Source organism: Leptospira licerasiae serovar Varillal str. VAR 010 (assembly GCF_000244755.1).
Taxonomy (GTDB): Bacteria; Spirochaetota; Leptospiria; order Leptospirales; family Leptospiraceae; genus Leptospira_B; species Leptospira_B licerasiae.
In genome coordinates this window covers 67,845-91,305 of record NZ_AHOO02000009.1, presented here as the reverse complement: position 1 = coordinate 91,305, position 23,461 = coordinate 67,845, and the positions used below count along the sequence as shown (strand labels likewise).

Sequence of the window (23,461 nt, the reverse complement as noted above, 5' to 3'; positions counted from 1 at the left end):
CTCTTAATGATTTATATTATATTCCCGATTTTGGCCCTAGTTCATTTGGGAGTTCTATTTTTAGGTTCTGACATATTTCTACTTCGTTTGATCTCCAAAATTATTCCCATTCTGTATTTAATCGCGTTAAGTGTGGGAGAAGGAAAATGGAAAACTCGCGCCGGAATTTGGCTCGGCATCGGTTTGGTATTTTCACTCGGAGGGGACACCATTCTGGCATTCCCGGACAAATATTTTGTTTTCGGTTTGGGGAGCTTTTTGATCGCGCAGGTCGCATATTCCGTTAGCTTTTCTTGGGGAAATCCAGTACATTTTCTTAGGTTGATCCCTTACGTAATTTTCGGTGCCTCCTATTTTTATTGGCTTCTTCCTGGAATCGCACCTGCGTTAACCGTTCCGGTTGCGGTTTATGTTTCGGCGATCTGCGTTATGGGTTGGAGGTCCGCAGCTCGGGAAGTTTCTTCTAGAGACAGATGGTTGGGAATTTTAGGAGCGATCAGTTTTATAATTTCTGATTCTATCATCGCACTCGGACAATTCACTCCGAACAAACTTCCGTTCCACGGAGTTTGGGTAATGTCGACTTACTATTTGGCTCAATTTTTGATCTATCTTTCCCAAGAAGAAGAGGAATAAAATAGAAAAAATTATTATTGAACCGACTTGAAAATCCCCTAGAATTGTCGCGACCGGAGTATGCAGAATGAGTATTAAACCTTTAAAAGAAACTACATTTTTGGAAGCTGTTGCAGCTGCGATCCAGCATGAGAAGGACTACTTCGAATTTTACATGGATACGTACGAAAAACTCCCTCCGGGAAGAACTAGGGAATTATTCGAAAAACTCGCAGAGGAAGTGGATGAACATATCAAATTTATCCAAGAGATCTATAGAGTGGCGGAAGGCGCAGAACTTCCGAACTTAAAACAATTAGCCGCAATCCATAAATTCCACCAGACTACTATCCAAAAGATCATGAATAAGGTGGAACGTACAATCACAGGCTCCGGTTCTAAAGACGCTCACGAGGCGCTTGAGCTTGCGATCAGAGAAGCAGAGAATTCAGTGGCATTTTACGAAAAGCTCACCACTAAATTCGAAGATCCGAATATTAAACTATTGTTTTCGAAACTAATGGATTATAGCCATAACTACCAGTCTTTGCTGGAAGCCGAGTTGAACACATTCGATCAGACTAGCTCCGCAGGAGGAGCGTACTTCTGGGACGAACAAGCGGAAGAAGTAGCAAAGGCAGTCGGAAATTCCAAGCCTATCGGTAAGTCATCTAAAGGATTAAAACCTTCTAAACCTGTCAAAAAAGCCTCCGCTAAAAAAGCTGTGAAGAAGGCGGCTCCTAAAAAAGCAAAGGTAGTCGCCAAGAAAAAGTCCGCCCCTAAAAAAGCGGTACCTAAGAAAAAGGCAGCGGCCAAAAAGAGAAAGTAAGAACTAGAAAACCGGGAAACATTCGATTCCCGGTTTTGCCTTTAAAAGGTTTAAGAAGTTTAAACCTTTTGGAAGAAGGTCCTAAAAAAGAAGTTTTCCCTGCTAAGGACAGATCCAATCTGGCCTCGAGATGAAAACAAATCCTAGTCCGGATTGGACCAAAATTCAGCATTTATACCCGGTAAATCGGGAGATGATCTGGTTAAACAATTGTGGGACCACTCCTGCAAACACGGACACTTTACATGCAGTCAATGAATACCTGCAAGGTTACGCTGCCAGAGGCGGCCAAACGGAAGTACGTAGATATCCAACGGTTAAAAAAGCGATCCGAACCATTCTCGCCGAATTATTAGGCGTAGAGGCAGAAGAACTTTCTCTAATCCATCATACTAACGAAGGGATCGGATTTATTTCACTCGGTCTGAAACTAAAAAGCGGGGATCGTATCCTTCTTTTGGAAAACGAATATCCTTCTAATATTTATCCTTGGGAACATTGGAAAGACAAAGGAGTTTCTATATCCTTCGTTCCGATGGCTGAAACTCCGGAAGGATTTTTAGAAAACTTAAAATCTTCCATCACTCCTGATGTAAAAGTAGTGAGTCTTTCCGCAGTACATTGGTGCACCGGAATGCCTTTCCCTTTAGAAGAGATCGGAAGTTTTCTGGCGGAGAAAGGAATAGAGTTCGTTTTGGACGGAGCCCAAGGAGTGGGGCTTCTTCCTGTGCGCCCAAGAGAAATGGGAATTTCTTATATGGCATTCCCTGCTTGGAAATGGTTACTCGGACCTTTAGGACTTGGAGTTCTATACGTTGCGAAGGAAAAGTTAGAAGGTCTTAACTTCCCTTTCAAAGGTACAGGTTCCGTTGTAAACGACGAGGTCTACTTGCCTTATAGAGAGGAACTAAAAGGTACGGATCGTTACGAAATTTCCACAGTGAATTTTATAGATTGGGTCTATTTCCAATCCACATTAGAAATGCTTCATAAAGTAGGTTTCCATAATTCTATGGAAAGGATCTATGAGCTGGCGGATTATCTTTCCGACAAGCTTAGAGATGCCGGCTGGAAACTTGCGTCTGACCATTTCCCTGATTTTAAGACTGGGATAGTGGTCGCGGAAAAAGACGGACTTTCCATGGAGAATGTGGTATCCGATCTCAAAAAAAATGGCGTTATGTGCGCACTTCGTTTGGGAAGGGTTCGTTTCTCTCCTCATATTTATCTGGCCAAGGAACAATTGGACAGGGTAGTGGATCTAGTTTCGAGATAAAACCTTGGCTTCACTTTTTGAAAAGGCAGCTTTACTATTTCCACTTTGGGTCATCTGCGGTGTGACATTCAGTTGGTTTTTTCCTTCGATTCTGCATGGATTTAAGGGACCTTGGATCACTTATAGTTTGGGACTTACCATGCTCGGAATGGGGATTAGCCTAAGAGCGGAAGATTTTACCAGAGTATTCAAGGCTCCTAGGCCGATCCTGATCGGGGTCATCGGCCAGTACACGATCATGCCTTTGACAGGTTGGTTTTTAGGAAACTTCTTTCAACTTCCTGCTCCGTTGGCCGTCGGGATCATTGTAGTTTCTTGCTGCCCTGGAGGAGTCGCCTCTAACGTAGTCTCCTTCTTAGCAAGGGGTGACTTGGCTTTGTCGGTTACCATGACCGCGATTTCCACAGTTCTTTCCGTAATCATGACTCCTCTTCTCACTTTGTTTTTAGTGGGGAATAGTGTGGGTGCAAACGCTTCCGGTCTATTTTTTGATACGGTCCAAGTGGTAATCTTGCCGGTAATCCTGGGAATTTTATTAAATCGTTATACTCCTAAATTTGCGGAGAAAGTAAAAATTGTTTCTCCTTTGATCGCGGTCATACTGATTACTTTAATTGTCGCCTCCATCATAGGCTCCGGAAAAGAAGCGGTGATCCGTTCCGGATTTCATTTGATTTCTTCCGTATTTTTGCTTCATATTTCCGGGTATTTTTTCGGATATTGGGCTGCGTATTTAGGCACTAAGTCTTTTGTAGTAGCTAGGACAGTTTCCATAGAAGTGGGGATGCAAAACAGTGGATTGGGTGCAGTTTTGTCCCGGAATAATTTCTCCGACCCTTTGGTAGCGATTCCGGCAGCAATTTCCAGTTTTGTGCATTCTTTGATCGGAAGTGTTTTGGCGGGGATCTGGAGAAGGTCCATTCCGCAGGAAGAAAGGGAAAAATCGCTAATTTCGGCCGATCTTCCTTGATTTTTGGCTATCCTTTTTTTTTATAGCATAATCAGTCTGAATAGTGTAAACTAAGCGGCCATTCTTTTGGCCTAAACTTGGTGAATCCCTTTTCAGGCCAATCTTAGCTAAGAGTATCATCCGTTATGAGAGAGATCATTAAGCTTTCTTGCCAGGTTTGTAAGAAAAATTCTTACTTCCAGACTAAGAATAAAAAGGCAAAATCCGAGAAACTGGTAACGAAAAAATTTTGTAAATTTTGCCGTGCCCACGTCGAACATAAGGAATCCAAGGTATAATTCCAAATCCAGATGGTGACTAAAAAAGCTGCATACGATAAAAAGGTCCTAAGCGAAATTACGGACCTCCTAATGGAGAGAAAAAACTCTCTACTGGAGAAGTATGCGAAGTGGGAAGATAATAGCAAACCTTCCGGCCTGAAAGAAATGGGAGATATCGCAGATATCGCATCGGAAATCAACGAAGAGATGTTGAGTTCCGTTCTAACCGAGTCGGAGATCGAGACCATCCGAGAAATCGACGTGGCTCTTGAGAAAATCGAGGACGGTTCCTATGGCATTTGCGAGGGGACCGGCAAAAAAATTCCTTTAGCCAGACTAAAGGCGATCCCTTGGACTCGTTATACTGTAGAATACGCCGAAGCTGTTTCCAAACACAAGGCTTCCGGCAAAAAAGGTCCGCTTTCCGCTACCCTGACGGGGACCTATAAAATTCCATCCGATCCAGATTCTCTGGACGATTAATTCTCCGCGTCTCATCCGGCCTATTTTTTTGGATTGAAATCTACTCGTTTTCGGCGAGCATTTCCAATTCGTGCCAAATCTTTTCGCCCGATTGAGGCCTCTTAAAACTCCTACCTTTCTTACGCTGATCTTAACAGTGATCTTGTCCTACCTATTGCTTCGTTGGACACTTGTAGTAAGAGATCCGGATGGGAATCTTGGAATTGTATGGATCCAATTCCTGGCCGGACTACTTCCCAACCTCCATCATAGAAAGTCTGGTAGAATGTTCACTACGGCATTCGCGTTACTTTCCCCCGGGCTGTTGCTCTACGGAGAAGGTGGGTATTTATATTTATCCGCTTTATTTGCCGGGGCGATTTTCGGGATTTTCCTTCGCCAATATATCTCTACTTTTTACGGGCATCCTGCAAACGATGACGATCCTGTATTAAGATATTTTTATATAAACCGTCCTTACAAGAATTCTCTCGAGTTCACTAAAAACCCTAGAACTGCTTTTCTGATCTTAGCCGTATTCTTACTTTTAGATAGACTGCTTGCTTATTTCGGAACGGATCCTTTGACCTCTTGGATCTTGCAGGATACTGAATATTCTTCCGGGATCTCTTCTAAGTATGCTTTTGCGTTGAGCTTGGACAGTATAGGTTCTTGGTTATCCGCATTCTTATACTTCTTCGCAGAAGAAACAAGTTCTCATGATACGGATCCTCCTGGAAAACATTGGAGAACAGGGATCACCGCAGGATTTACCGGGAATTTAATTTTAGGCGCCATCCAAGGACTTGCACCTTCTACTGATTTTCCTTTTACCGCAGGAAACGCGGAAACATTCGGAGTCTCCGCATTCTTTCCGGATGCCGCTTCTTTCGGGATTGGTATGCCGATATTATTTGGATTTTTCTTTTACCAGATCCATAGTAGGAACTGGAGGATCTCTTCTAGAGTTTTGTTAAGTGTCGCAGTGTTTATTGCTCTCGGGCTTGCAGGAAAATACCAAAGTTCCGGATATTGGCTTCTGATTATTTTCCAATCCGCTTTAGTGATTGGACTTACTTACCAAAGAGGATTCAGAAATCCGATCTGGAAATATTCCTTTATTCCGTTCGTTGTTCTCGGGACGATTTCCGTTCTAATCGGAGTTTATTTTATCGGTGGAATGGATTGGTCCTTCACACCTTGGCAGTTGATCCGAGAAGATGCGTCTAATGCATGGACCAAGGGCAAGACTGTCTCCAAAATGTTGGAAATTTTCTGGAAGGACGGTTGGGTCCAGACATTATCTGCATGGAATTGGTTCAAAGAGGCTCCTGTATTCGGACAGGGATTCGGCGGATTTGCTCTTCATTGGATCGAGTCCGGACCCAGAGGCGCTTATCCTCCGAACGGAATCCAGGACTTTGCTTTAACTTCTTGGGTGTTCTTGCTTTTGGAAGGCGGGATCTTATTCTTCCTTTTATTCTTTGTTTGGGTGGGCTTGGAATCGTTTACTAGAACTTCGTACTGGTTCCTTCCGCTTCTATTCTTTCCTGTTACCTTTTACGAGCCTTGGACTAGCGGTGCAGGTATATTAGGTTTTCTTTTAATGTGGCTTTTAAGCGCTTCCGGACCTTCTACTCGAACATTGCCCAAATGGTGGATGGTTCCTGCATTCAATCTAGTTTGTTTGTTATTTGGTTTGGGTCTAACTGCAAAAGCGTTTATACGACAATCTTCCCAGTTGCAAGGGCCTGAATTCAGATATGAGGAAAGAAAGACTTACCAACTTTCCGCAAAGGCAAAATTCCAGGAGAAGGCAGGGGGAAGATATCATTCTTTCCGTTCCGGGACTTCTTGGATCTTGGGTGACAAAGGAAATATCAGCTTACGTATCGCCTTGGATGAAGCGCCTAAAGCTGGAAAGCCTGTATATATCCGTTGGATATTCTCGGATCAAAATGGTGTAGAATTACAATCCAGAAGTACTCCTTTAACCGCAACTGTAAACCAGGTAGGTTTGGGAGTTCCTGCAGGAGCTAAAACATTAACCGCTAAGGTGATGAGAATTTCTTGGTACCAGGCAGGGCCGTCTGAATTCTATATCGGAACGGACGATTTTGACGGTTTGAACCGGATCCGTTGACATTCGCTCAGTCCATTTTACTAGTGTTTGATATAGACGGTACCTTAACGGATACGGTCTCACTGCATAGAAAGGCATTCCACGAAGTTCTAATTCGTTTCGGATTACCCGGCTTAAATTCGGAAGTGCATCAGTACAAACATCATACCGATTCGAATATATTCAAAGAGATCTATACCTCTCATAAAAACGATTGGACCGAAGAGATTTCTGAAAAATTCGAGAAGGAATTGTATGAAGGTATCAAAGAGCAATTTCAGAATGGAATTTTAGAAATTCCGGGTGCGAAAATTTTTTTGGAAACATTACGATCCCAGGGAATTCCTTTCGCTTATGCTACGGGATCTTTTTACGAACCTGCATTTTTAAAATTAGAATCCTGCGGGCTTCCTTTGGATGTCCCTCTTGGAACTGCTTCGTCCTTTTATGAAAGAGAATCCATCGTGGAGCATGCGATCTTGGAATCTCGTAAAAAATATAATTCTAATTTTTCCAAAACGATTTGTTTCGGGGATGGAATTTGGGATTCTAAAACGGCTCAAAATTTAGGTTTAGAATTTATAGGAATAGGGGAAGATCTTAAACTAATTTCAGAATTGGAAAATTCCAGGATTGATCATATGTTTAAAGATTATTCTGATGAACTTGCCATTCTTTCTGCTATCTCAAGTTTTCATTCCTGAAAACGCATCTAATGTATTTCTATACTGTTGTTTTAGCCTGATAAACCATCTCCAGGCTAAAAGGCTCCAAGGGATCTTAGGAAATCTATACAATGCGCCGCTCTCATGTTCTGGATCTTCCGGTCTGAAATTTTTCCAAACTGGGATTACCGGAATCTTTTCGAAATTTTTTCCAGCTATATAAAAGGAAACGCTCGTTTCTTTATTTAGTTCGGGTTCTCGGATCACTGGAGAATAGAAACCTTTTCTGGAAAGTGAATAGGCGAGGCTAGGTTCCTCATCCCCTTCCGGCCCTAAGTTTACTGAAAGGAATAACGGGATTTTCAAGATCCTCTCCCGGAAGAAAGAAGGATTGATCATACCCCTAAGTAGGAATAAAAATCCGAGCCAGGCAGGATATTCCATAAATAATGTGATAAATTCTAAAGAGCTAATATTTGCTAAATAGTAAGGGATCCATTCCGGAACGAATAGATAAAAGTTTAAACAGAAGATTGGAACACCGAACAGTAAAACTGAGATAAAAGATCTAATCGTGGTAAGGTCCCTTAATAAAGGAATTTCTTTTATACTCTCTTTAGATTGCGCCGCTCTTAACCATGAATCGTATCTCGAAAATTTACGGATCATGGAATAATCGTCCACAAACAGATTTTCTGCCTGCAATAACTCGAATGGAAGAGTTACTTCTGCTTGGACTACAAGTAATTCTAAGGTCAAAAAAGAAAGTCCAAGTATTAAAGGGATATATACTGTTTCGAGTCCTCCTCTTATAAGTAGAAAATTATAAAACCCGTGAAGGATCGCTAAAAAGGAAAATGCAGAGAGTAGATCCAATCCGGAAAGATTTCCTTTTCTAGATTGCAGGAATTTTAAAATAAAAAATCCTAATATACCGCCTGAAAAAGTATGCAATGGTAAAGAAGTCCCTGCTCTTAGTAATCCCTGCCAAAAGTCTAGTTTAAAGGAATAGAATACATTTTCTATACAACCGAAGGAAGCTCCTAAGGTCAGACCGAAATATAATCCATCCGCGAGGTTGGTTGAATTTTTTATCTGTTTTAAGAATAGGAATATCAGAATGGCTTTAGAAGTTTCTTCCGGAATGGCCCCTATTAGCATCGCTTTGGAAAATGCGGAATAGTTTTCGAATTGATCGAATATTCCTACTTCCCAGGCAAGAGCGATCCCTGTTGCGATCATTCCATAAAAGAATGCAAATGTTGTGAATGTACTTCCTTGTCCGGAGTAATAGGTCCTACGGTAAAAGTCCCAATAAAACCATGCGGCGAGGATCGCAGAGATCGGTTTTCCTAAGAAGATCCAGTTTTCCATTCGATTCAATAAAAAAGGCGTCGCTCGACAATTTTAAGCGACGCCTTTCAATCCGCAACTTTTGTAAGCGGAGTTTGTGATTTCTATGTGACTATACTTTGTTTTTTTCTCAGTAGGTATACTGCAATTCCGCCTGCAATGACTAATCCCAGAGCGTAAAAAATAGCGAATTTTTTTACAGAGAGAAACAGATAGCCGAGTAAGCTACTATCACTTGGAACAGGGAATACTTTTGACTCGTTGGTCACATCGAAATACCAAGTTTTGTATTCTTTTCCACCGGAAGACACCCAAAGATTGAACTCTGAATATCCTGATTCGGAAGTCTTTCTGATATCGTATTTTTCATACGGATATTTCCAAGTTCCCGGAATTAGGATCGCCCAAGGGAATCCTGTGCTGTCCAAAAATTTGTCCGTTCCGTTATTGTTCTTATATAATCCCGGAAAGTGGATCTCTTGTTTTGTATTGATCACATAGGCATACAAGTCGTAAGGGAAGGAACCTAATTTTGCTCTTTCTACAGGAGCATTGAATATGATCTCTACCGTAGCGATAAAACCTGGTTTGAAAACATCGCCTGGATGGACGTTCTGTCCCCTGATTGTCTTGTTAGAATCATCAAAAATTTGGTAACCCGATTTTAGCTCTGCAGAGGTTACGCTTACTGTGTTTGTCGCAACTTCGACTTTTCCGTCTGCCTGCGCAAGTTTATATGTGATCGAAGCTCCTACATCCACAGGTAGCTTGATAAAGAGTTGGTGTCTATAGCCTGCACCTTTTGCAACGTGCTGGTAAGTTCCTCTTAGCCTTACTATCTTTCCGGCGGAGTTGAGATCTTCTCTATTCTTGAATTGGATCACATAGTCGTTCAAGTCAGCATCACCTGCAGACGGGTATGAATCTTCGAAAGCTAAAGTGAATACTCCCTCTGCAGGATAAGCAACTTCTGTCGAACGAGTAGCGTCGTTTGGATAGATATCGGTATCGTCCGGAACTCCGTCTCCGTCAGTATCGGCAACTTGTGCTGCAGGAAGATTGATTTCATATCGGATCGTTCTATTGATCCCAAGAACTGATTCCAAGCTGATATATTGAGTAATAGATTCTCCGCCGATCGAAATATCTATGGTGATATTTCCAACGGAAGTCGGAACAGTCAATGTTCCGGTAACTTTTCCGGAAGAATCGGAAACACCTTGGAATAGTATATTATTATTCTCATCGAATACTAAGACTGTAGCCCCGGTTACCACATTGGATTTCTTATCCAAAACAGTAAGATTCAAAGGGATATTGATCGTTGTGTTATAGTTAAAAGTAGAATCACCTTTTGGATCTTCTACCACTACCACTGCAACTGTAGGAGTTTCTGCCGGATTGCCGGATCCTGATCCACTGTTAGAGCCGTTTTCCGAATTAGAATTAGAACCTGTGCTCGTATTGTCCGAAGAGGAGTTGTTAGAACTGGAATTGTTATTGGAGGTTGTATTATCTTCCGAACCAGAGTTAGAAGATGAACTGGAACCCGAATCGGAGGATCCGGAACTACTGCTTCCGTTGGAAGAATTACCTGCCGTATCAGAAGGAGAAGTGCTAGATCCAGAGTTGGAATCATTAGAATTTCCTGAAGAAGTTCCGGAGGATTCGTTATTCGAACTTCCACTTCCCGGATTAGGATTGGAATTAGATGGAGTGGTGGCACCTCCGCTATTATCCGTGCTGTCTGCAGGCGGGGTTATAATATTTCCTGAACCGTCTCCGGGAACAAATACTACTCCGGGGCTACCGCTATTTCCCGGAACTCCTCCGGTCGCAGTATGTTGGCTTCCTAGGAAAAAGAAAGGTAATAATAGGCCATTCTTCTTATTGCCACAGTGATAAATAAACCCGGCAATGATAGCCAAGGCTAGGAACTTTTTCATGAAGGGTAACCCCACTCTAATCTCTATGCCTTAAGAGACGTGGGGAAAATTATCAGTACTACGGTCTAATTGGTTTTTTTCCTAAATGAAGTGCACTATTTCCGAATACGAAGTTGGTATATCTGACCTTCTCAAAGCCCGCTTGTTCCAATTTGGACTTTAGGTCTTCTTGGTTTGGATAATAGAGAGAAGAGACGGGTAGATAATCGAACATTTCATTTTTGCCTCCCCAAAGCAGATAACCGAAAAGAGGAACGATCCTAAAAAAATAAAAATCTGCGAATGCCTTTATAAAAGGATTTTTGACCTTTCCAACATCCAGATTGGCGAATACTCCACCAGGTTTGAGTACTCTATAAATTTCTGACAAGGCCTTGTCTAAGTCGTTCACATTTCGGAGACCGAAGCCAATGCTGACTGCATCCAGGCTCTCCGTTTTGATCTGAGAAAGGTTAGTAGCATCTCCCCATTCAACCTTTGCTCTGCCTTGGTCGATAGGTTTTTCGAGTCTTGTTTTTGCGACTTCCAACATGTTTTCGGAGAAGTCCAGGCTAAGTAAAGATTCCACTCTTGGGGATCTTTCTAAACGAACGGAAATATCTCCGGTCCCACAACATAGATCTAATACTCGGATCGGTCCCTTGGTTTCAGTTTCGATCTCTTTAACTAGTCTATTTTTCCAAGATCTATGTAAGAAGAAGCTACTACAATCGTTGAAACGATCATACTTGGAAGCGATCCTGTTGAAATTCACTCGAACGAAATCAGCCTTCGTATCCGAAGAAGGCATTTGAAAAGAGGCCATTTCCCTCAGGATTTTGACGAATCTCTCCGGTGCAAGAGGGATTTAGGTTTTTGTTCGGATGACAGAAAGTAGAAGCCCCCGTATTTTGGAGAAACGATGAAAGACCTAGGCCTTCTACAAGGATTGGATTGGGTTTCCGGCCTGATCGTTCTTCTTTCCGTTTGGAATCTCGGAACCTTTATCCATGTATGGACCATTCTTCCCAAAAGAAAAGAATCCTTAAAACAGAACTTCATAACTGAAAACAATCCTTCCATATGGGAAGAAAAACTTTCGGAAGTATTATTTCCGATTGAAACCAAACTTTCCTGGATGAAACATCTGGCAGGAATTTCAACGATGCTTGGGCTTTTGGGAACTGTACTTGGGATTTCCGAGGCATTCTCCTCTTTGCAAGCGGCAGGCACCGTTAGTTTAGATGCATTTGCAGGCGGGATAAAACTCGCACTTGTAACCACAATCTTGGGTTTGTTTGTGGCAATTCCTTCCTTATTCGGATTCCAATTTTTAAAACATAGATTATTGGATTTGGAAAGAGAAGCATTGTCTTGGTTAAAGATCCCGCCTAGATAAAGACAAATGAGAAAATCGATCTTAAAAGAAGAAGATCCAGGGATAGACCTGACCAGTTTTATAGATGTTGTATTTATACTTCTAGTTTTCGTAATGTTAGCTGTAAGTTTCAGAAAGGAGATCCGATCTATTCCGTTGGAGCTCCCCAAAGTAGGCCAGGGAGAGGATCCAAAAGGAGAAAGAGTGGAGTTTGCCCTCTTGCCCGACGGCTCCTATAGAATTGGAGATGAGAAGGTCCCAAAAGCCGTTTTGGAAGACAGGTTAAGGCAGGGACTTGTAAAGGAAAAAGAAGTCAGGTTTTTTGCGGATAAAACTGCAAATTATGAAGAGATCGTAAAAATATTGGATTTACTCAGTAGGTCAGGAGCATCTTCCTTGGAGCTTGCTGTCCAAGGGCAAAAGTAATATATTAAAGATCCTTTAACTTAGGATTGTTCTTGTGGCGATCCTTGTCTCTGGTTGTGTTCTTTTCCAATGTTGCTTTAAAAGCTTCTTCCATTGAAATTCCCATTTGGTTAGCCAAACAGGTCAGAACAAAAAGTATATCTCCTAACTCTTTGGATAGACCTTCCGGGTCTTCTCCCTTTTTGAAAGATTGGTCGCCGTATTTTCTGGCCACGAGCCGGGAGAATTCGCCTACTTCTTCCATTAAGATAGCTAGGTTCGTAAGTTCAGAAAAATATTTAACCCCGATCGTTTTGATCCAATCATCTACCGTTTTTTGGGCTTCGTCGAAGTTCATTTCTTTTTAGGAAGGTTTCCTTTTTCCTGCAAAAATTCCACTAAATATCTTGTCGGTTCCGCATAACATCCGCCGCTGAGATGGTGTGGGTCTATGAATTTTTGGCATTTCATTCTGGAACGATATTCTTCCATATCCAATACCAGAGTTTCCGGATATTCTTGGATGAGTTTATTCCTTAAATTTATCCATTCTTGGAAGAATGGCGCGGATCTCACTTTTTCCGAGAATGTGGAATACAATAAAGGAGTCCATAAGACAACTTTAATATGATTCTCTCTTGCGGTTTTTAGGAAATTCCTAAGAAAGTATTCTTGCACCTTGGAACTTTTAAAGTTTTTGTAAGACTCGTTAAAAATCCTTTCGGATTCCGAGCCTAATTTATCTTCCGGAGTATTTGCCAAGAGTCCATTCGGGATCCCGCCCTTGAACTTGTCTGATTCGTTGATTAGAATGTCGCGAACGTATACAAGTTGTAGGACTTCCAACGGGTTTCTGATCCTGGAATACGCTTCTTTAAATCTGGGAGGAAATACGGAAGTCCGGAATACTCTCGCTTTTAAAAAACTATCCCATTCATTTGTGGAGAATATATTCCAGTATCTTAAGAAGAAAGGAAAATCATAAGAATAACGTAATGGATATCTGTTTGCGAAATCGGTCCCCGAATCGGGATAATATTCTAAAATCGCATAATCTAAGGGGATATCTTTTTTAAGAAGTTTTTCTAGAGTAAAATTGTGGAAAGAATAAGGGGCAGAAGGTCCGGAAAGATTGTATACGATCAGGCCAGGACTTTCTTTTTCAAATTCTTCGAGTGAAAATTCTCCCATATGAGAAGTTCCGAAGAATGTGAGCACCTTTTGGTCTTCTTTTTTGGAATCAGTCTCCTTCTTCATGGTAGAAAGGACCTTATCTTTCATATTATAAAAATAATATTCTGCGCCTGTTTCCGTATAAGGCCTGATCTTTTCCGAAGAAAGTATCCTATCCCATACGAGTAATAGCGCCACGATCCCGAGGGGGATCCAAAGAATTTTGCGGTGTAACAAAGGAATTCTTTTCATAATCTAAAATGCAAAGTAAATGAAGTCTTGTCCCTTGCCCGCGTAATTTCCGAAGATTAGAGCTCCGATCAAAAGGAAGGCAAGTAAAAGTTTGGTCCGATTTCTTTGGAACCAAAGAGGATAACGTTTAGGGGCTTCTGCGGCATGAAAAATGATCCCACCGATAATATAAGGAATTACTAAATTGAAAGAAAGTGTATTTGCCTGTTCCGGACGGATATGATAGAACCAACTTTCAAAAAAATAAAAAGAATCCCCTATACTAAATGAACGGAAGAATACTGCAGCAAGGGCGAATAGAATATATGTCCAAAGGATCCGAATTCCGGTGAAAAGTTTTCCGACCTCAGGCAGGATACTAATACCTTTTCTTTCCATAGATCTTTCTACAAACAGGAATAGTCCGTGAGAAAGTCCCCAGGCCAAGAATGTCCAGTTGGCTCCATGCCATAAACCGCCCAATGCGAATGTGATCGTTTGGTTTATATTGGTCCTTGCTTCCGAACCTCTACTTCCCCCCAAAGGAATATAAATATAATCTTTAAGCCAGGTTCCCAAGGTAATATGCCATTTTCTCCATAGCTCGTGGATATTCTTACTGAAGAATGGGGCGTTGAAGTTTCTTGGAATATTAAATCCGAATAATAAAGCACAGCCTTTGGCTACGTCGGTGTAACCGGAAAAGTCCGAATAAACCTGCCATGTGAATCCGATCGTAGCTAAAAGTAAAGATCCGCTTCCGTATTCTTTCGGCCTTAAAAATACGGGATCGATCAAACTGCCTAAATTGTCTGCGATCAAGATTTTTTTACATGCTCCGAGCCCTATTAAAAAGAGACCAGTAAAGATCGCAGTTTTATGGATTCTTAAATGTTCCAGCCTTGGAAAAAAATCCTTTGCCCTCATGATAGGTCCTGCGACTAACTGAGGGAAGAATAATAAGAACAAGGTAAAATGAAAGAAGCTCGGAAGCTCTTCTACTTTCCCGCGATACACATCGATTACGAAGGCCATTACTTGGAATGTATAAAAGCTGATCGCTAAAGGAAGAATGATCCTAAAAGAAAATGTGCTGGTATCGAACAAAGATAAGTTTGTGAGATAGAAAAGGTTGTCCGAAACGAAATAAAAATATTTGAATATTCCCAAGTTAATCAAGTCGATCAGGACGATGATCGTAAGAAGCTTTTTACTTTTTGTCTTAGCAATCGGCTTTAGAAAAAGATAATTTAAGAATACAATCCCTAATAGATGTAAAAGGAAAGGGGGATTCCAAGAAGCGTAAAATACTAATGACGCGATTAGGAGCACCCACTCTCTATACTTGCGGCTTTCCCAAGACCAGTATAGAATATAAGCGATCAGGAAGAATACGAAAAATAAAGTGGAGGTAAAGATCATCTTTATTTTTTCCGGGTTAATCCAAGAATAGAAGGTAGATCAGCGGAGAATATCGCTGAAAATTTTTCCATTCCAGCCTTATTCAAATGGATTAGATCGTAATAATAATCCCCGTTATTCTCTCCATCCAGGCTCGCTTGGTAATCGAGAAGAGGAGTGGTTGGATCGATTTTTTGGATCTCTTCTTCCCAGATTTTGTTCCTGTCCGGGCTTCGCCAATTTTTAATGATCTCACTATAAGGTGCGATCACTCCGATTATTTTGATCTTTTGTCCATTTTCCGAACCGACTTGGCGGATATCATTATGCAGGATCTTTAATCTATGGAAGTAGTTATTTACCTGTTTGGTCCTTTCTACTTTTACCGGAGTTTTTTCTCCTAAACCGCAAGTGTCCCAGATCGCTTTTTTGTGGAATTGGTCCGAACCTATAGGTGCGGGGATCCCGTTCCCGGGATTAGTGATCTTCAGGCAGGATTTGATATCCTTCACTTCCGGGAACATGCTGATGCTAGGAAGATTCGTATTCTCATGAGGCCAAGGAGTGAGTTTGACTTCTTTCTTTCTTCTGCTGATGTCTTTCAGACGTTTAGAAGGATCTAATATAAAGTCACGAATATCTCTTCTGTATGCGATACTTTTGAAGGCCAAAAATCCAAGGTCGTCATAACGCACATTATAATTGAATTCGTAGATTAAAGGAAATGCCAACCTTCTATCCAATTCTCCGAGCATCGCAAGAGTGTGGATTTGCAGATCCTCTTGGTCTACCCAGGGAGTGGAGATCTCGAGTATATGTAAAACGGTGTGAACTTTAGGGAATTTAGGAAGAAGGTTACGTACAAGTGCGTCTTGCACTACAAGCTCGGTCCCTTCCATCGCGATAGATTGAATCTTTTCTCCGTAAGGTTCCAGAGTTTCGTTTAATGTTTTGAGAGAGAGCCCTTGGTGAGCGACCGATGTTCCAAGAAGAAGTATCGTAGGCTCGAATTCAGCCTTCTTCTCCAGGACGTAGTCAGTGTTTCGGATAACGTTTGCTGCAAAGGACCCTTTTTTAAGGTAAGGCCTATAAACTCCCGTTTGTAGGCATAGATCGAATAAGGCCAATACTAAAATCGGTATCCAAAAACTTCTCTGACGGATCAAACTGATATACGGATTCACTTTCACCTCAGAAATCGAAGTACAGGAAGTTTTGGCCTCCTGCTCCGAAGAACAGAATGATAAATAGGTTCGCTGTAACGAATACTCCGAACTTTTTCTTATTTTCTACGATTGTCTCTATCGTGTTTCGGGAGAAATAATAGGAAAGAATGAAGCAGATCACGAGTAATATTCCGTAATCATAATTTACGAATGTTTTAACTGAATAGATCCCGCCTGGTACTGCGAAAACAAGGGATTTCATCATTGCCCATGCGGCTTTCATTGTTTTTGCACGGAACATGATGAACCCGAAGGAAAGGCAGAACATTGTGAAGATCCTTGCTCCTATATCGTAGCTTAAACCTCCTCTTTCGTTCAGCCAAGCCGCGACTTTGGTTTTAGAATATTCTCTATGAATGCCTAGCATAACCCCTTGCCAGATCCCCCATCCGACAAAGTGATAAGCTGCTCCGTGCCAAACCCCTGCAAATAACCAGGTGATAAAAAGGTTTCGGTATCCTTTTAGGATCCCGACCCGCGAACCGCCGAGAGGAATGTAAATATAATCCCTGATCCAAGTGGAGAAGGAGATATGCCAACGAGACCAATGGTCCGCAATATTCCTAGCTACCATAGGAAAGTTGAAGTTCGGATCGAATTTGTATCCGAAAAGCCTTGCTGTTCCGATTGCGATATCGGTATAACCTGCAAAGTCGAAATAGATCTGCCAGCCGAAAGCCATTGCACCGACCCAGATCTCCGCAGGATTTAGAATTTTATAATTATTGAATGTAAAGTCCACTACCTTTGCTAGGTTGTCCGCGAATACGATCTTTCTGGTAAAACCCATCAGGATCTGAGCAAACGCGATCTGCACGTCTTCTGCAGTGACCTTTGGAGTATCGTCCAGATCCCTAAAGAAAGTGTGAGCGCGAACGATCGGTCCGGCTACCAATTGAGGGAAGAAGGAAACATATAACGCAAAGTCTAAGAAGGATTTACGCGCCTCCAAATTCCTGCGAAATACGTCTATGGTATAACTCATGGACTGGAACGTATAAAATGAAATACCAACAGGTAGAATGATCTTTAGATGCTCTATTTTAAGCGGTTCGCCTGTGGAGATCTGATTGAATAGATCTGCAAAAACTTCCAATAGGAAGTTTGTATATTTGAAATACGCTAAGATTCCAAGATTCGTGATGAGAGATGCGACTAAGCAAAGCCTTCTGAATTGTTCGGAAATCCCTTCCTTACTCATCAATCTACCTGCAACGTAGTCCACGATCATGGAAACGATCAGAATGATGATGTATAAGTTTATATTAAAGTTACAGAAGGAAAGATCGATCCAGTTCTCGTACCAAGTAGAGGTCCTGATATCGTCGCAAACTATGGAAGCAGGATGCCAAGCGTTATAAAAGTAGAGACTGGCAAGAAGAAGGAAAACCCTTTGGTATGTACCTTTTAGGATCTTTGCTAAGATCAAAACGATCGGCAAAAATACGAGAAAATGGGCTGAATTGAACAGCATTCGTTCGTTTGTCCTCGACTCCTGTGCAGTTTTTTGGACTGAGGGAAACTCACAAGCACTTATTTATTCGTTTCGGTATACCGGTTCAGGAGTGATATGCTCGTACTTATCTTCGATTCCTTCTATAAAACTTTTGTGTGATCTTTCTGATCTAGGTAGAGTAGAATAAGTGAAATTGACTAAAAAGAGCAAGCTTACATAAGAAAAGAAAATAATATGAGAGATGGATCTTATTCCGGATCTGAAATTCTCGAACTCCAAAGAACGGAACACTAAAGCTGCAAAGATCAGAAGCCCTATCACGGAAGAGACCCAGAACTCGAAAAAATAACCTTCCCACCATGTATAAAATACAAAAGAAGGGATCAGCCAAAAGAATAAAAGAATGAGTTCGGTTTTATAATACTTCCAAAGGCGGATCCAATTTAAGAGCGCTAAAAATACGACCGCTATCCAAAAACCTAGATTAAGATTATAAGGGAAACTTTTGAGAGAAGTAAGATCGTTCGCATTGATCCTTAGTCCGTTCTTTACACCTTCGAAATTTAGGAATGCGTCCCCGATCCCTCTATAAAAATTCATGATATAATTCTTAGGACCTGGAGAAGCGCCCCATCTTTCCTGAGAAGCGTATAGGAATAGCCAGTTGGCAAAATTCTTTTCACTTTCGATCGGTGCCGTTAGATTTCTTTCCAAAAGAACAAATCCTACATACAAATAAGAAAGTGTTAGAATCAGCACAACAGAGAATAGATATACGAAGATAAGCTTTAGTTTATAAGAATATTCGAAACTTCTTCCTCTCCATTTATCCGAAAGAAGAACGGAAACCGGCACGAATGTCAGAAAAATCGTATCTGATTGGTGGTAGTAAACGTTCCAGACCTGCAAAAATCCTGCGATGTATAGTTTTCCTGGAGACCATCCGTTCTTGGAATTCCATACGCAGAGTAAGAATAGAAAGGCAGTAAAACAGGAATGAATGAGCGGAGTATCGTTATGTTGGGCATAAAACCAAAATCCCTGAGAACAATGAACTGCAAGTCCCAAAAGAACTGCGCCAATCATATCCTTATACAATCTCCAATAAGAGAGCATGATTACAAAAATGAAAAAGGATGCGACTGTTAAAACCCTAAGCCTGAGCCCGAACATGGCGGAGTCTTGTCCATGGAACCAATACCAGAATTTTAAATATAATAAACCTGTACTTTCAAAACCGATATGATGAGGATTGAAGAATACTTTCCAGTATTTGTTGGTAACTATATTATGAGCGTATACGATTGAATCCCAATCGTAATGTCTGGATAAAAATCTAAGATCGAATAAGAATAATATCCCCGTAAAACAAACCAGGAAAAGAAAGCCGGCCCAAAGTGAAGGAGAGCGAAATATATTCTCTACTTTTTTGAGGAACTCCAGACTTTCTAGAGAACGTTTGAGCATTAAACGGATCTAAATACGGAAGATAAAAAATCCTTATTACTTTTGGAAAAGAAATAAGGAGATTCTGCAAGTACGGAGTTTTCCGTTTCCGAAAGATGGATTCTGAAAGATAGTTTTTCGAAACCTAAAAGTGAACGGAACCATCCTGATTTGTGATGGATCTGTAGACCGGTTTGGTCCGGGTTCCAACGAATAGTTTCTTTGCCTAAAAGTCCCCATTTGGTGACTGCGAGCCTATTTTCTTCCGTAACAAAACTTTGAAATAGATTCTTTCTCAAAAATCGTACTAGATCTAAAAAGAATGCAAACGCGATATAGGAGATCACAAAAAGTGCGGTATAGTCGTACAGTCTTTTGTCGGTTAATAGGGAAAGTTTCAGCACTTTTGTGATCTGTAACAACTCTACAAATTTGAAAATCCAAGTAGAGACTAAGATCCTTAAAGGGAATAAATAAAACAAAAATACTCCATAAACCAGGATCGCAAGGAAGGGAGGTATATAATTGATCCTTAATTTACTTTTTTTGATCTTGGCGGATCTGATTTCCGTTTCGGAGTTCTCCCAATTCCACCATACGGATTTAGATATATCGGATTTATTCATACTAAAGGGCCTAGGAGTTTTTCTTTCTTGATTTCCAAAGTTCTACGAGAGAATTTTCGACCAGCTTTGCAGTGGAATCCCAAGACCAATCGTTTCTACTCGGCTTTCTGCCATAGATCCCTTTTTTACCGGCCAGGGAAAGTGCGTTTTTCCAAGCCTCTAAATTCTTGGGTGAAACGAAAGAGTCCGTAAACTCATCTAAAACCTCGTGAAACACCGGAATATCCGAAACGATACAAGGTTTGTTTTCACGAATTGCTTCCAACAAAGGCAGACCAAAACCTTCATGCAGGGAAGGGAAGATGAAGTAAGAGCAATTCTTATACAACCACCCTAGTTTGGAGTCATCCGGGTTTTCTATAAAATAGATCCCATCTTTTTCCAAGCCGCCTTCTTTCAAAAGAGAAGTAAGACCTTCCGACTTCCAGCCTAATCTCCCGGCTAAGACGAGAGGGTAGGGAAAGTTCGGTTCTTCTTTTTTTAAGGAAAGATAAGCTTCCACAAGAGTACTTAGATTTTTTCTAGGTTCCAAGGTTCCTACGGAGAATAGAAAATTTTTAGGCAATGTTTTTTCCGGAGCGGATACGGATCCGAAACCTTGCACTCCCGGATAGACAACTTCTAGTTTTGGTTCTAACTCCGGTAAAAAATTTAGAATATCATTCTTCGTATTTTGGGAAAGACAAAGAACTTTATCTGCTTTTTTTAATGTGATCGGAGATAAGATCTTATGCTGCCAATAATTTGCAGTCGTCATTGTCTCAGGAGCGGACTTAAAATTTAGATCGTGATAATTCACCAAAGTAGGGATTTTTAAGCCGAATGCGGGAAGTAGCTGCAAAGTCCCCCAAAAAAGATCTATCCTATGTTTTTTTACCAAAGAAGGCATGGTGAAATTCAACCATAAAACTCCGGGTAGTTTACTCGGAATAAAAGTAGGAGTAAGTCCTATCAGATGATTGAATACCGGATGGATCGGTTTATTCGAATAAAGATAATATTCTAAAGGGGAATCAGGGCGTAAAAGTCTTTGTAAAACTTCCGCAAGGTATCTGGAATTTCCTGTGATCCCGTAAGACAATGGCCTTGCGTCGACCGCGACCCTAGGTTTGTACTTTAAGTTTTCTTTTTTTAGCATATTCTTATAGAAGGATTAAGCAGTTCTATCCGAATAGAAAATACATACGTATTGTATTAAGGAAGTATATAATAAGAAGGAGAACATAAGTATCGCCTCTTCCGCGATATTTCCTATAAAACTTCTGTTTAAAAGTAATACTAAGATGGAAACAGAGATGAAGATTGTAGCCGACCTATATTTTATAAGTTTCGACTTCCATTTTTCCCAAATGAGGAGCGGTTCTCCTTGTTCCGGCCAAAGTTTGGAAAGAACGAATGCAGTCGGAAATAACAAGAACGTAAACGCATGGATCCAAGAAATTCCGCTAAAAATTACGGAAAAGAAAAATAGTCCGGATAGAACGAATCCTTCAGAGGCTCCTTTGTAAACTCTATACAGATAAGGACCTGCAATCCCTAAACTTAAAATTCCGGAGATGGTCTTAACCTGATTTACGGTCAAAGTCGCAAACGGCATCCCGAATCTTCCTTGGTTTAATAAATCAGAATATGCTAAAAAATACTTAGATAGTGTGGAATTCAAACTTTGGTTATTTTTCCAAGCTCTTAACGCGGGAGATTTGAGATACTTATCTAAAACTAGATCGTACCAGGTCTGGTTCATCTTCCAAGTGAACTCAGGATTGTATAATGCAGGTAGAGCGATCCAGCCTAAAGCAAAGATGACAGCGTAAACGATCACCATCGGTCTCTTTTTATATAAGAAATAAAATAAGAACGCTGCAGGAGTGATCTTGATCACGATTGCGAGAGAAAGAGTAAGTCCAGACAACCAATCCTTTTGTACCAAAACGGAAACCAAGATCAGAAGTAAGAGCAAGAATCCGACTTGGTTATTATTCTGGTGATTCTCTACAAAGCGTAGAGATAAGAGTAAGACCGCGGATAGGAATAAAAAAGATCTCTCTCTCCCTACAAGTTTGCCTATCAGGAATAAGCTTAAGATCAACGCTATAAAATTGATCGTAAAGAATATTGCGGAGGCGACTTCAAACGGAAGACCTGAAATTGGGATGAGTAAGAATGCAAAAGTTGGCGGATAAATATAAGAGCCTACATTTTCCACTTTTGCTTTGATCCTAAAGAACACTTCCGGATCGAATATTTGGTCTATTTTTAATTTACCACTTTCGAATTCTTGGACCACTTCGGATAAAGCGTCCAGACTATATAGGTCTTTGCCTTGTTTGAAATTTCGGGAGGCTTCGTAATAGTCCGAAAAATCGGAGGATTGGTCCGTACGACTGAACCCGTTTGCGTAAAGAAAAGCTAAGAATAGAAAGAATACTAAAACAGGGCCGGACTTTTTGAGGTCGATCCGCATTCAGGTACTCTTTTCTGTCCGCCTGAAAAAGCCAAGAAATTAAAAATCGGTTCCCGAATTCTTCGGATCGAATTCATTGGAAGAATGGAATTCCAAGATCTATCTGATTTCGATTTTGAACTTCCCGAAGACCAGATCGCAAAATTTCCCGCTGCTAAAAGAGATAAGAGTAGGCTGCTTGTTTTAGGAAGAACTAGGGAATTTTTAAAGGAAGAAACAGAGTTTTCAAAGATACTAAACTACCTTATAGAAGGTGACGTATTAGTGGCAAATGCTACTCGGGTTTCCAAACGAAGAGTATTCCTTGTTACCGAAACGGGAAGAAGACATGAGGCAATGTTCCTGTCTGAAACGGAACCTAGGGTTTGGAAAACGCTTACTCGAAATTCTAAAAAGCTAAAGTTAGGAGATACAGTCTCGGACGAGGCCACCGGAAATTTTCTTTTTACAGTCGAACGAAAAGAGGAAGAATTCACATTCTTTCGGGCAGAGATCCAGCTCGACGAAAACTCATTCGAACTCATAGGTCGTACTCCAATCCCTCCTTACTTTAAAAGAGAAAGTACTACCGAAGACGATGTTCGTTACCAAACCGTATATTCTAAAAACCTAGGCTCGGTTGCCGCTCCTACTGCAGGTCTGCATTTTACTCCGGAACTATTAGAAGAACTGAAAAATCGGAACATAGAGTTTCTAAAACTAGAATTAAAAGTCGGATATGGGACTTTCCAATCCTTGAGCGAGGATCATTTTACGAACAAAAAATTGCATGAAGAAGAATTCGATCTTCCTTCTCAAACAGCGGAACTTCTCAACTTGGCCAAAAAGAATGGTAAAAGAATTATTTCTGTTGGCACTACGACACTCAGAGCCTTAGAATCCGCTTACGATCCGGATACTAAAACTTTCCGATCAGGAGAAGGAAAAACTAGGTTATTTCTACAACCGGAGGACTCTATCCTTAGCTGCGAAGGACTAATTACGAACTTCCATCTTCCCAAAAGTAGTTTGCTTTTATTGGTAAGCGCATTTGCAGAAAAAGAGAAAATACTCAAGGCGTACGAATTCGCAATAGCTCGAAATTTCCGTTTTTTTTCCTACGGAGATTCCATGCTGATTTTGGACCCTGAAAAGTTTCCCCCCTTACTTATTTAATTGAGCAATTCTAAGCCGAAACG

At 41.0% G+C, this 23,461-nt stretch carries 23 protein-coding genes; 11 read left to right on the top strand and 12 right to left on the bottom strand.

What is annotated here, in order from left to right; genetic code table 11:
• Nucleotides 1-6: 6 nt before the first annotated feature.
• The 8 genes from LEP1GSC185_RS11415 to LEP1GSC185_RS11385 all read left to right on the top strand — a co-directional run bounded on the left by LEP1GSC185_RS11415 (nucleotide 7) and on the right by LEP1GSC185_RS11385 (nucleotide 7,238).
• Nucleotides 7-636, top strand: a complete 630-nt coding sequence (locus LEP1GSC185_RS11415; RefSeq protein ID WP_008588684.1) for a lysoplasmalogenase — start codon at nucleotides 7-9, stop codon at nucleotides 634-636.
• Nucleotides 637-703: 67 nt separating this feature from the next.
• The gene (locus tag LEP1GSC185_RS11410; protein ID WP_008589189.1) at nucleotides 704-1,444 is read left to right on the top strand and encodes a ferritin-like domain-containing protein; all 741 of its coding nucleotides are present in this window, start codon (nucleotides 704-706) and stop codon (nucleotides 1,442-1,444) included.
• A 130-nt stretch (nucleotides 1,445-1,574) separates the two neighbouring features.
• Nucleotides 1,575-2,720 carry an aminotransferase class V-fold PLP-dependent enzyme gene (locus tag LEP1GSC185_RS11405; protein ID WP_008589025.1) on the top strand — a complete coding sequence of 382 codons (1,146 nt, stop codon included), beginning with the start codon at nucleotides 1,575-1,577 and terminating at the stop codon, nucleotides 2,718-2,720.
• Between the two features lie 4 nt (nucleotides 2,721-2,724).
• Nucleotides 2,725-3,690, top strand: coding sequence for a bile acid:sodium symporter family protein (locus LEP1GSC185_RS11400; protein WP_008588953.1), 966 nt, complete (start codon nucleotides 2,725-2,727; stop codon nucleotides 3,688-3,690).
• 125 nt (nucleotides 3,691-3,815) lie between these two features.
• Nucleotides 3,816-3,968 (top strand): 50S ribosomal protein L33, encoded by a 153-nt coding sequence (rpmG, locus tag LEP1GSC185_RS19725; RefSeq protein WP_010514486.1) that lies wholly within the window; start codon nucleotides 3,816-3,818, stop codon nucleotides 3,966-3,968.
• 12 nt (nucleotides 3,969-3,980) lie between these two features.
• Entirely contained in the window at nucleotides 3,981-4,433 is a 453-nt protein-coding gene (locus tag LEP1GSC185_RS11395) for a TraR/DksA family transcriptional regulator (RefSeq protein ID WP_008589212.1), read from the top strand.
• 154 nt (nucleotides 4,434-4,587) lie between these two features.
• Nucleotides 4,588-6,555, top strand: coding sequence for a membrane protein (locus LEP1GSC185_RS11390; RefSeq protein ID WP_008589013.1), 1,968 nt, complete (start codon nucleotides 4,588-4,590; stop codon nucleotides 6,553-6,555).
• Nucleotides 6,552-7,238 (top strand): HAD family hydrolase, encoded by a 687-nt coding sequence (locus LEP1GSC185_RS11385; RefSeq protein ID WP_008588748.1) that lies wholly within the window; start codon nucleotides 6,552-6,554, stop codon nucleotides 7,236-7,238. Before LEP1GSC185_RS11390 ends, LEP1GSC185_RS11385 begins: the two co-directional genes overlap by 4 nt.
• On the opposite strand, the gene LEP1GSC185_RS11380 is transcribed toward LEP1GSC185_RS11385, so the two are convergent.
• The 3 genes from LEP1GSC185_RS11380 to LEP1GSC185_RS11370 form a co-directional block, all read right to left on the bottom strand.
• Nucleotides 7,221-8,573, bottom strand: a complete 1,353-nt coding sequence (locus LEP1GSC185_RS11380) for a PrsW family glutamic-type intramembrane protease (RefSeq protein WP_008588930.1) — start codon at nucleotides 8,571-8,573, stop codon at nucleotides 7,221-7,223. The genes LEP1GSC185_RS11385 and LEP1GSC185_RS11380 overlap by 18 nt on opposite strands.
• Before the next feature lie 83 nt (nucleotides 8,574-8,656).
• Nucleotides 8,657-10,498: an LruC domain-containing protein gene (locus tag LEP1GSC185_RS11375; RefSeq protein WP_024864042.1), complete on the bottom strand. Its 1,842-nt coding sequence runs from the start codon at nucleotides 10,496-10,498 to the stop codon at nucleotides 8,657-8,659.
• 58 nt (nucleotides 10,499-10,556) lie between these two features.
• The gene (locus LEP1GSC185_RS11370; protein WP_008596759.1) at nucleotides 10,557-11,303 is read right to left on the bottom strand and encodes a ubiquinone/menaquinone biosynthesis methyltransferase; all 747 of its coding nucleotides are present in this window, start codon (nucleotides 11,301-11,303) and stop codon (nucleotides 10,557-10,559) included.
• A 96-nt stretch (nucleotides 11,304-11,399) separates the two neighbouring features.
• Between LEP1GSC185_RS11370 and LEP1GSC185_RS11365 the strand changes: the two genes are divergently transcribed.
• Together LEP1GSC185_RS11365 and LEP1GSC185_RS11360 are read left to right on the top strand one after the other, a co-directional pair.
• The gene (locus tag LEP1GSC185_RS11365; RefSeq protein WP_008589233.1) at nucleotides 11,400-11,876 is read left to right on the top strand and encodes a MotA/TolQ/ExbB proton channel family protein; all 477 of its coding nucleotides are present in this window, start codon (nucleotides 11,400-11,402) and stop codon (nucleotides 11,874-11,876) included.
• 6 nt (nucleotides 11,877-11,882) lie between these two features.
• Nucleotides 11,883-12,281 (top strand): ExbD/TolR family protein, encoded by a 399-nt coding sequence (locus tag LEP1GSC185_RS11360; protein WP_008589026.1) that lies wholly within the window; start codon nucleotides 11,883-11,885, stop codon nucleotides 12,279-12,281.
• Nucleotides 12,282-12,285: 4 nt separating this feature from the next.
• Here the strand turns inward: LEP1GSC185_RS11360 and LEP1GSC185_RS11355 are convergent, their stop codons facing one another.
• The 9 genes from LEP1GSC185_RS11355 to LEP1GSC185_RS11315 all read right to left on the bottom strand — a co-directional run bounded on the left by LEP1GSC185_RS11355 (nucleotide 12,286) and on the right by LEP1GSC185_RS11315 (nucleotide 22,283).
• Nucleotides 12,286-12,618: a nucleotide pyrophosphohydrolase gene (locus tag LEP1GSC185_RS11355; protein WP_008588869.1), complete on the bottom strand. Its 333-nt coding sequence runs from the start codon at nucleotides 12,616-12,618 to the stop codon at nucleotides 12,286-12,288.
• Nucleotides 12,615-13,685, bottom strand: a complete 1,071-nt coding sequence (locus LEP1GSC185_RS11350; RefSeq protein WP_008589159.1) for a DUF1574 family protein — start codon at nucleotides 13,683-13,685, stop codon at nucleotides 12,615-12,617. Before LEP1GSC185_RS11350 ends, LEP1GSC185_RS11355 begins: the two co-directional genes overlap by 4 nt.
• A gap of 3 nt (nucleotides 13,686-13,688) precedes the next feature.
• On the bottom strand, nucleotides 13,689-15,086 hold the full coding sequence (locus LEP1GSC185_RS11345; protein WP_008589063.1) for an MBOAT family O-acyltransferase: 1,398 nt from the start codon (nucleotides 15,084-15,086) through the stop codon (nucleotides 13,689-13,691).
• Nucleotides 15,087-15,088: 2 nt separating this feature from the next.
• Nucleotides 15,089-16,249 (bottom strand): SGNH/GDSL hydrolase family protein, encoded by a 1,161-nt coding sequence (locus LEP1GSC185_RS11340; RefSeq protein ID WP_008589208.1) that lies wholly within the window; start codon nucleotides 16,247-16,249, stop codon nucleotides 15,089-15,091.
• Between the two features lie 7 nt (nucleotides 16,250-16,256).
• On the bottom strand, nucleotides 16,257-17,765 hold the full coding sequence (locus tag LEP1GSC185_RS11335) for an MBOAT family O-acyltransferase (RefSeq protein ID WP_008589170.1): 1,509 nt from the start codon (nucleotides 17,763-17,765) through the stop codon (nucleotides 16,257-16,259).
• A gap of 63 nt (nucleotides 17,766-17,828) precedes the next feature.
• The gene (locus tag LEP1GSC185_RS11330; RefSeq protein ID WP_008588862.1) at nucleotides 17,829-19,214 is read right to left on the bottom strand and encodes a hypothetical protein; all 1,386 of its coding nucleotides are present in this window, start codon (nucleotides 19,212-19,214) and stop codon (nucleotides 17,829-17,831) included.
• On the bottom strand, nucleotides 19,214-19,819 hold the full coding sequence (locus tag LEP1GSC185_RS11325; RefSeq protein WP_008589023.1) for an LIC20162 family protein: 606 nt from the start codon (nucleotides 19,817-19,819) through the stop codon (nucleotides 19,214-19,216). Before LEP1GSC185_RS11325 ends, LEP1GSC185_RS11330 begins: the two co-directional genes overlap by 1 nt.
• 10 nt (nucleotides 19,820-19,829) lie before the next feature.
• On the bottom strand, nucleotides 19,830-20,957 hold the full coding sequence (locus tag LEP1GSC185_RS11320) for a glycosyltransferase family 4 protein (protein ID WP_008589109.1): 1,128 nt from the start codon (nucleotides 20,955-20,957) through the stop codon (nucleotides 19,830-19,832).
• Between the two features lie 15 nt (nucleotides 20,958-20,972).
• Entirely contained in the window at nucleotides 20,973-22,283 is a 1,311-nt protein-coding gene (locus LEP1GSC185_RS11315; RefSeq protein ID WP_008588772.1) for a glycosyltransferase family 87 protein, read from the bottom strand.
• Between the two features lie 84 nt (nucleotides 22,284-22,367).
• Between LEP1GSC185_RS11315 and queA the strand changes: the two genes are divergently transcribed.
• Entirely contained in the window at nucleotides 22,368-23,438 is a 1,071-nt protein-coding gene (queA, locus tag LEP1GSC185_RS11310) for a tRNA preQ1(34) S-adenosylmethionine ribosyltransferase-isomerase QueA (protein WP_008588942.1), read from the top strand.
• Nucleotides 23,439-23,461: the final 23 nt, after the last annotated feature.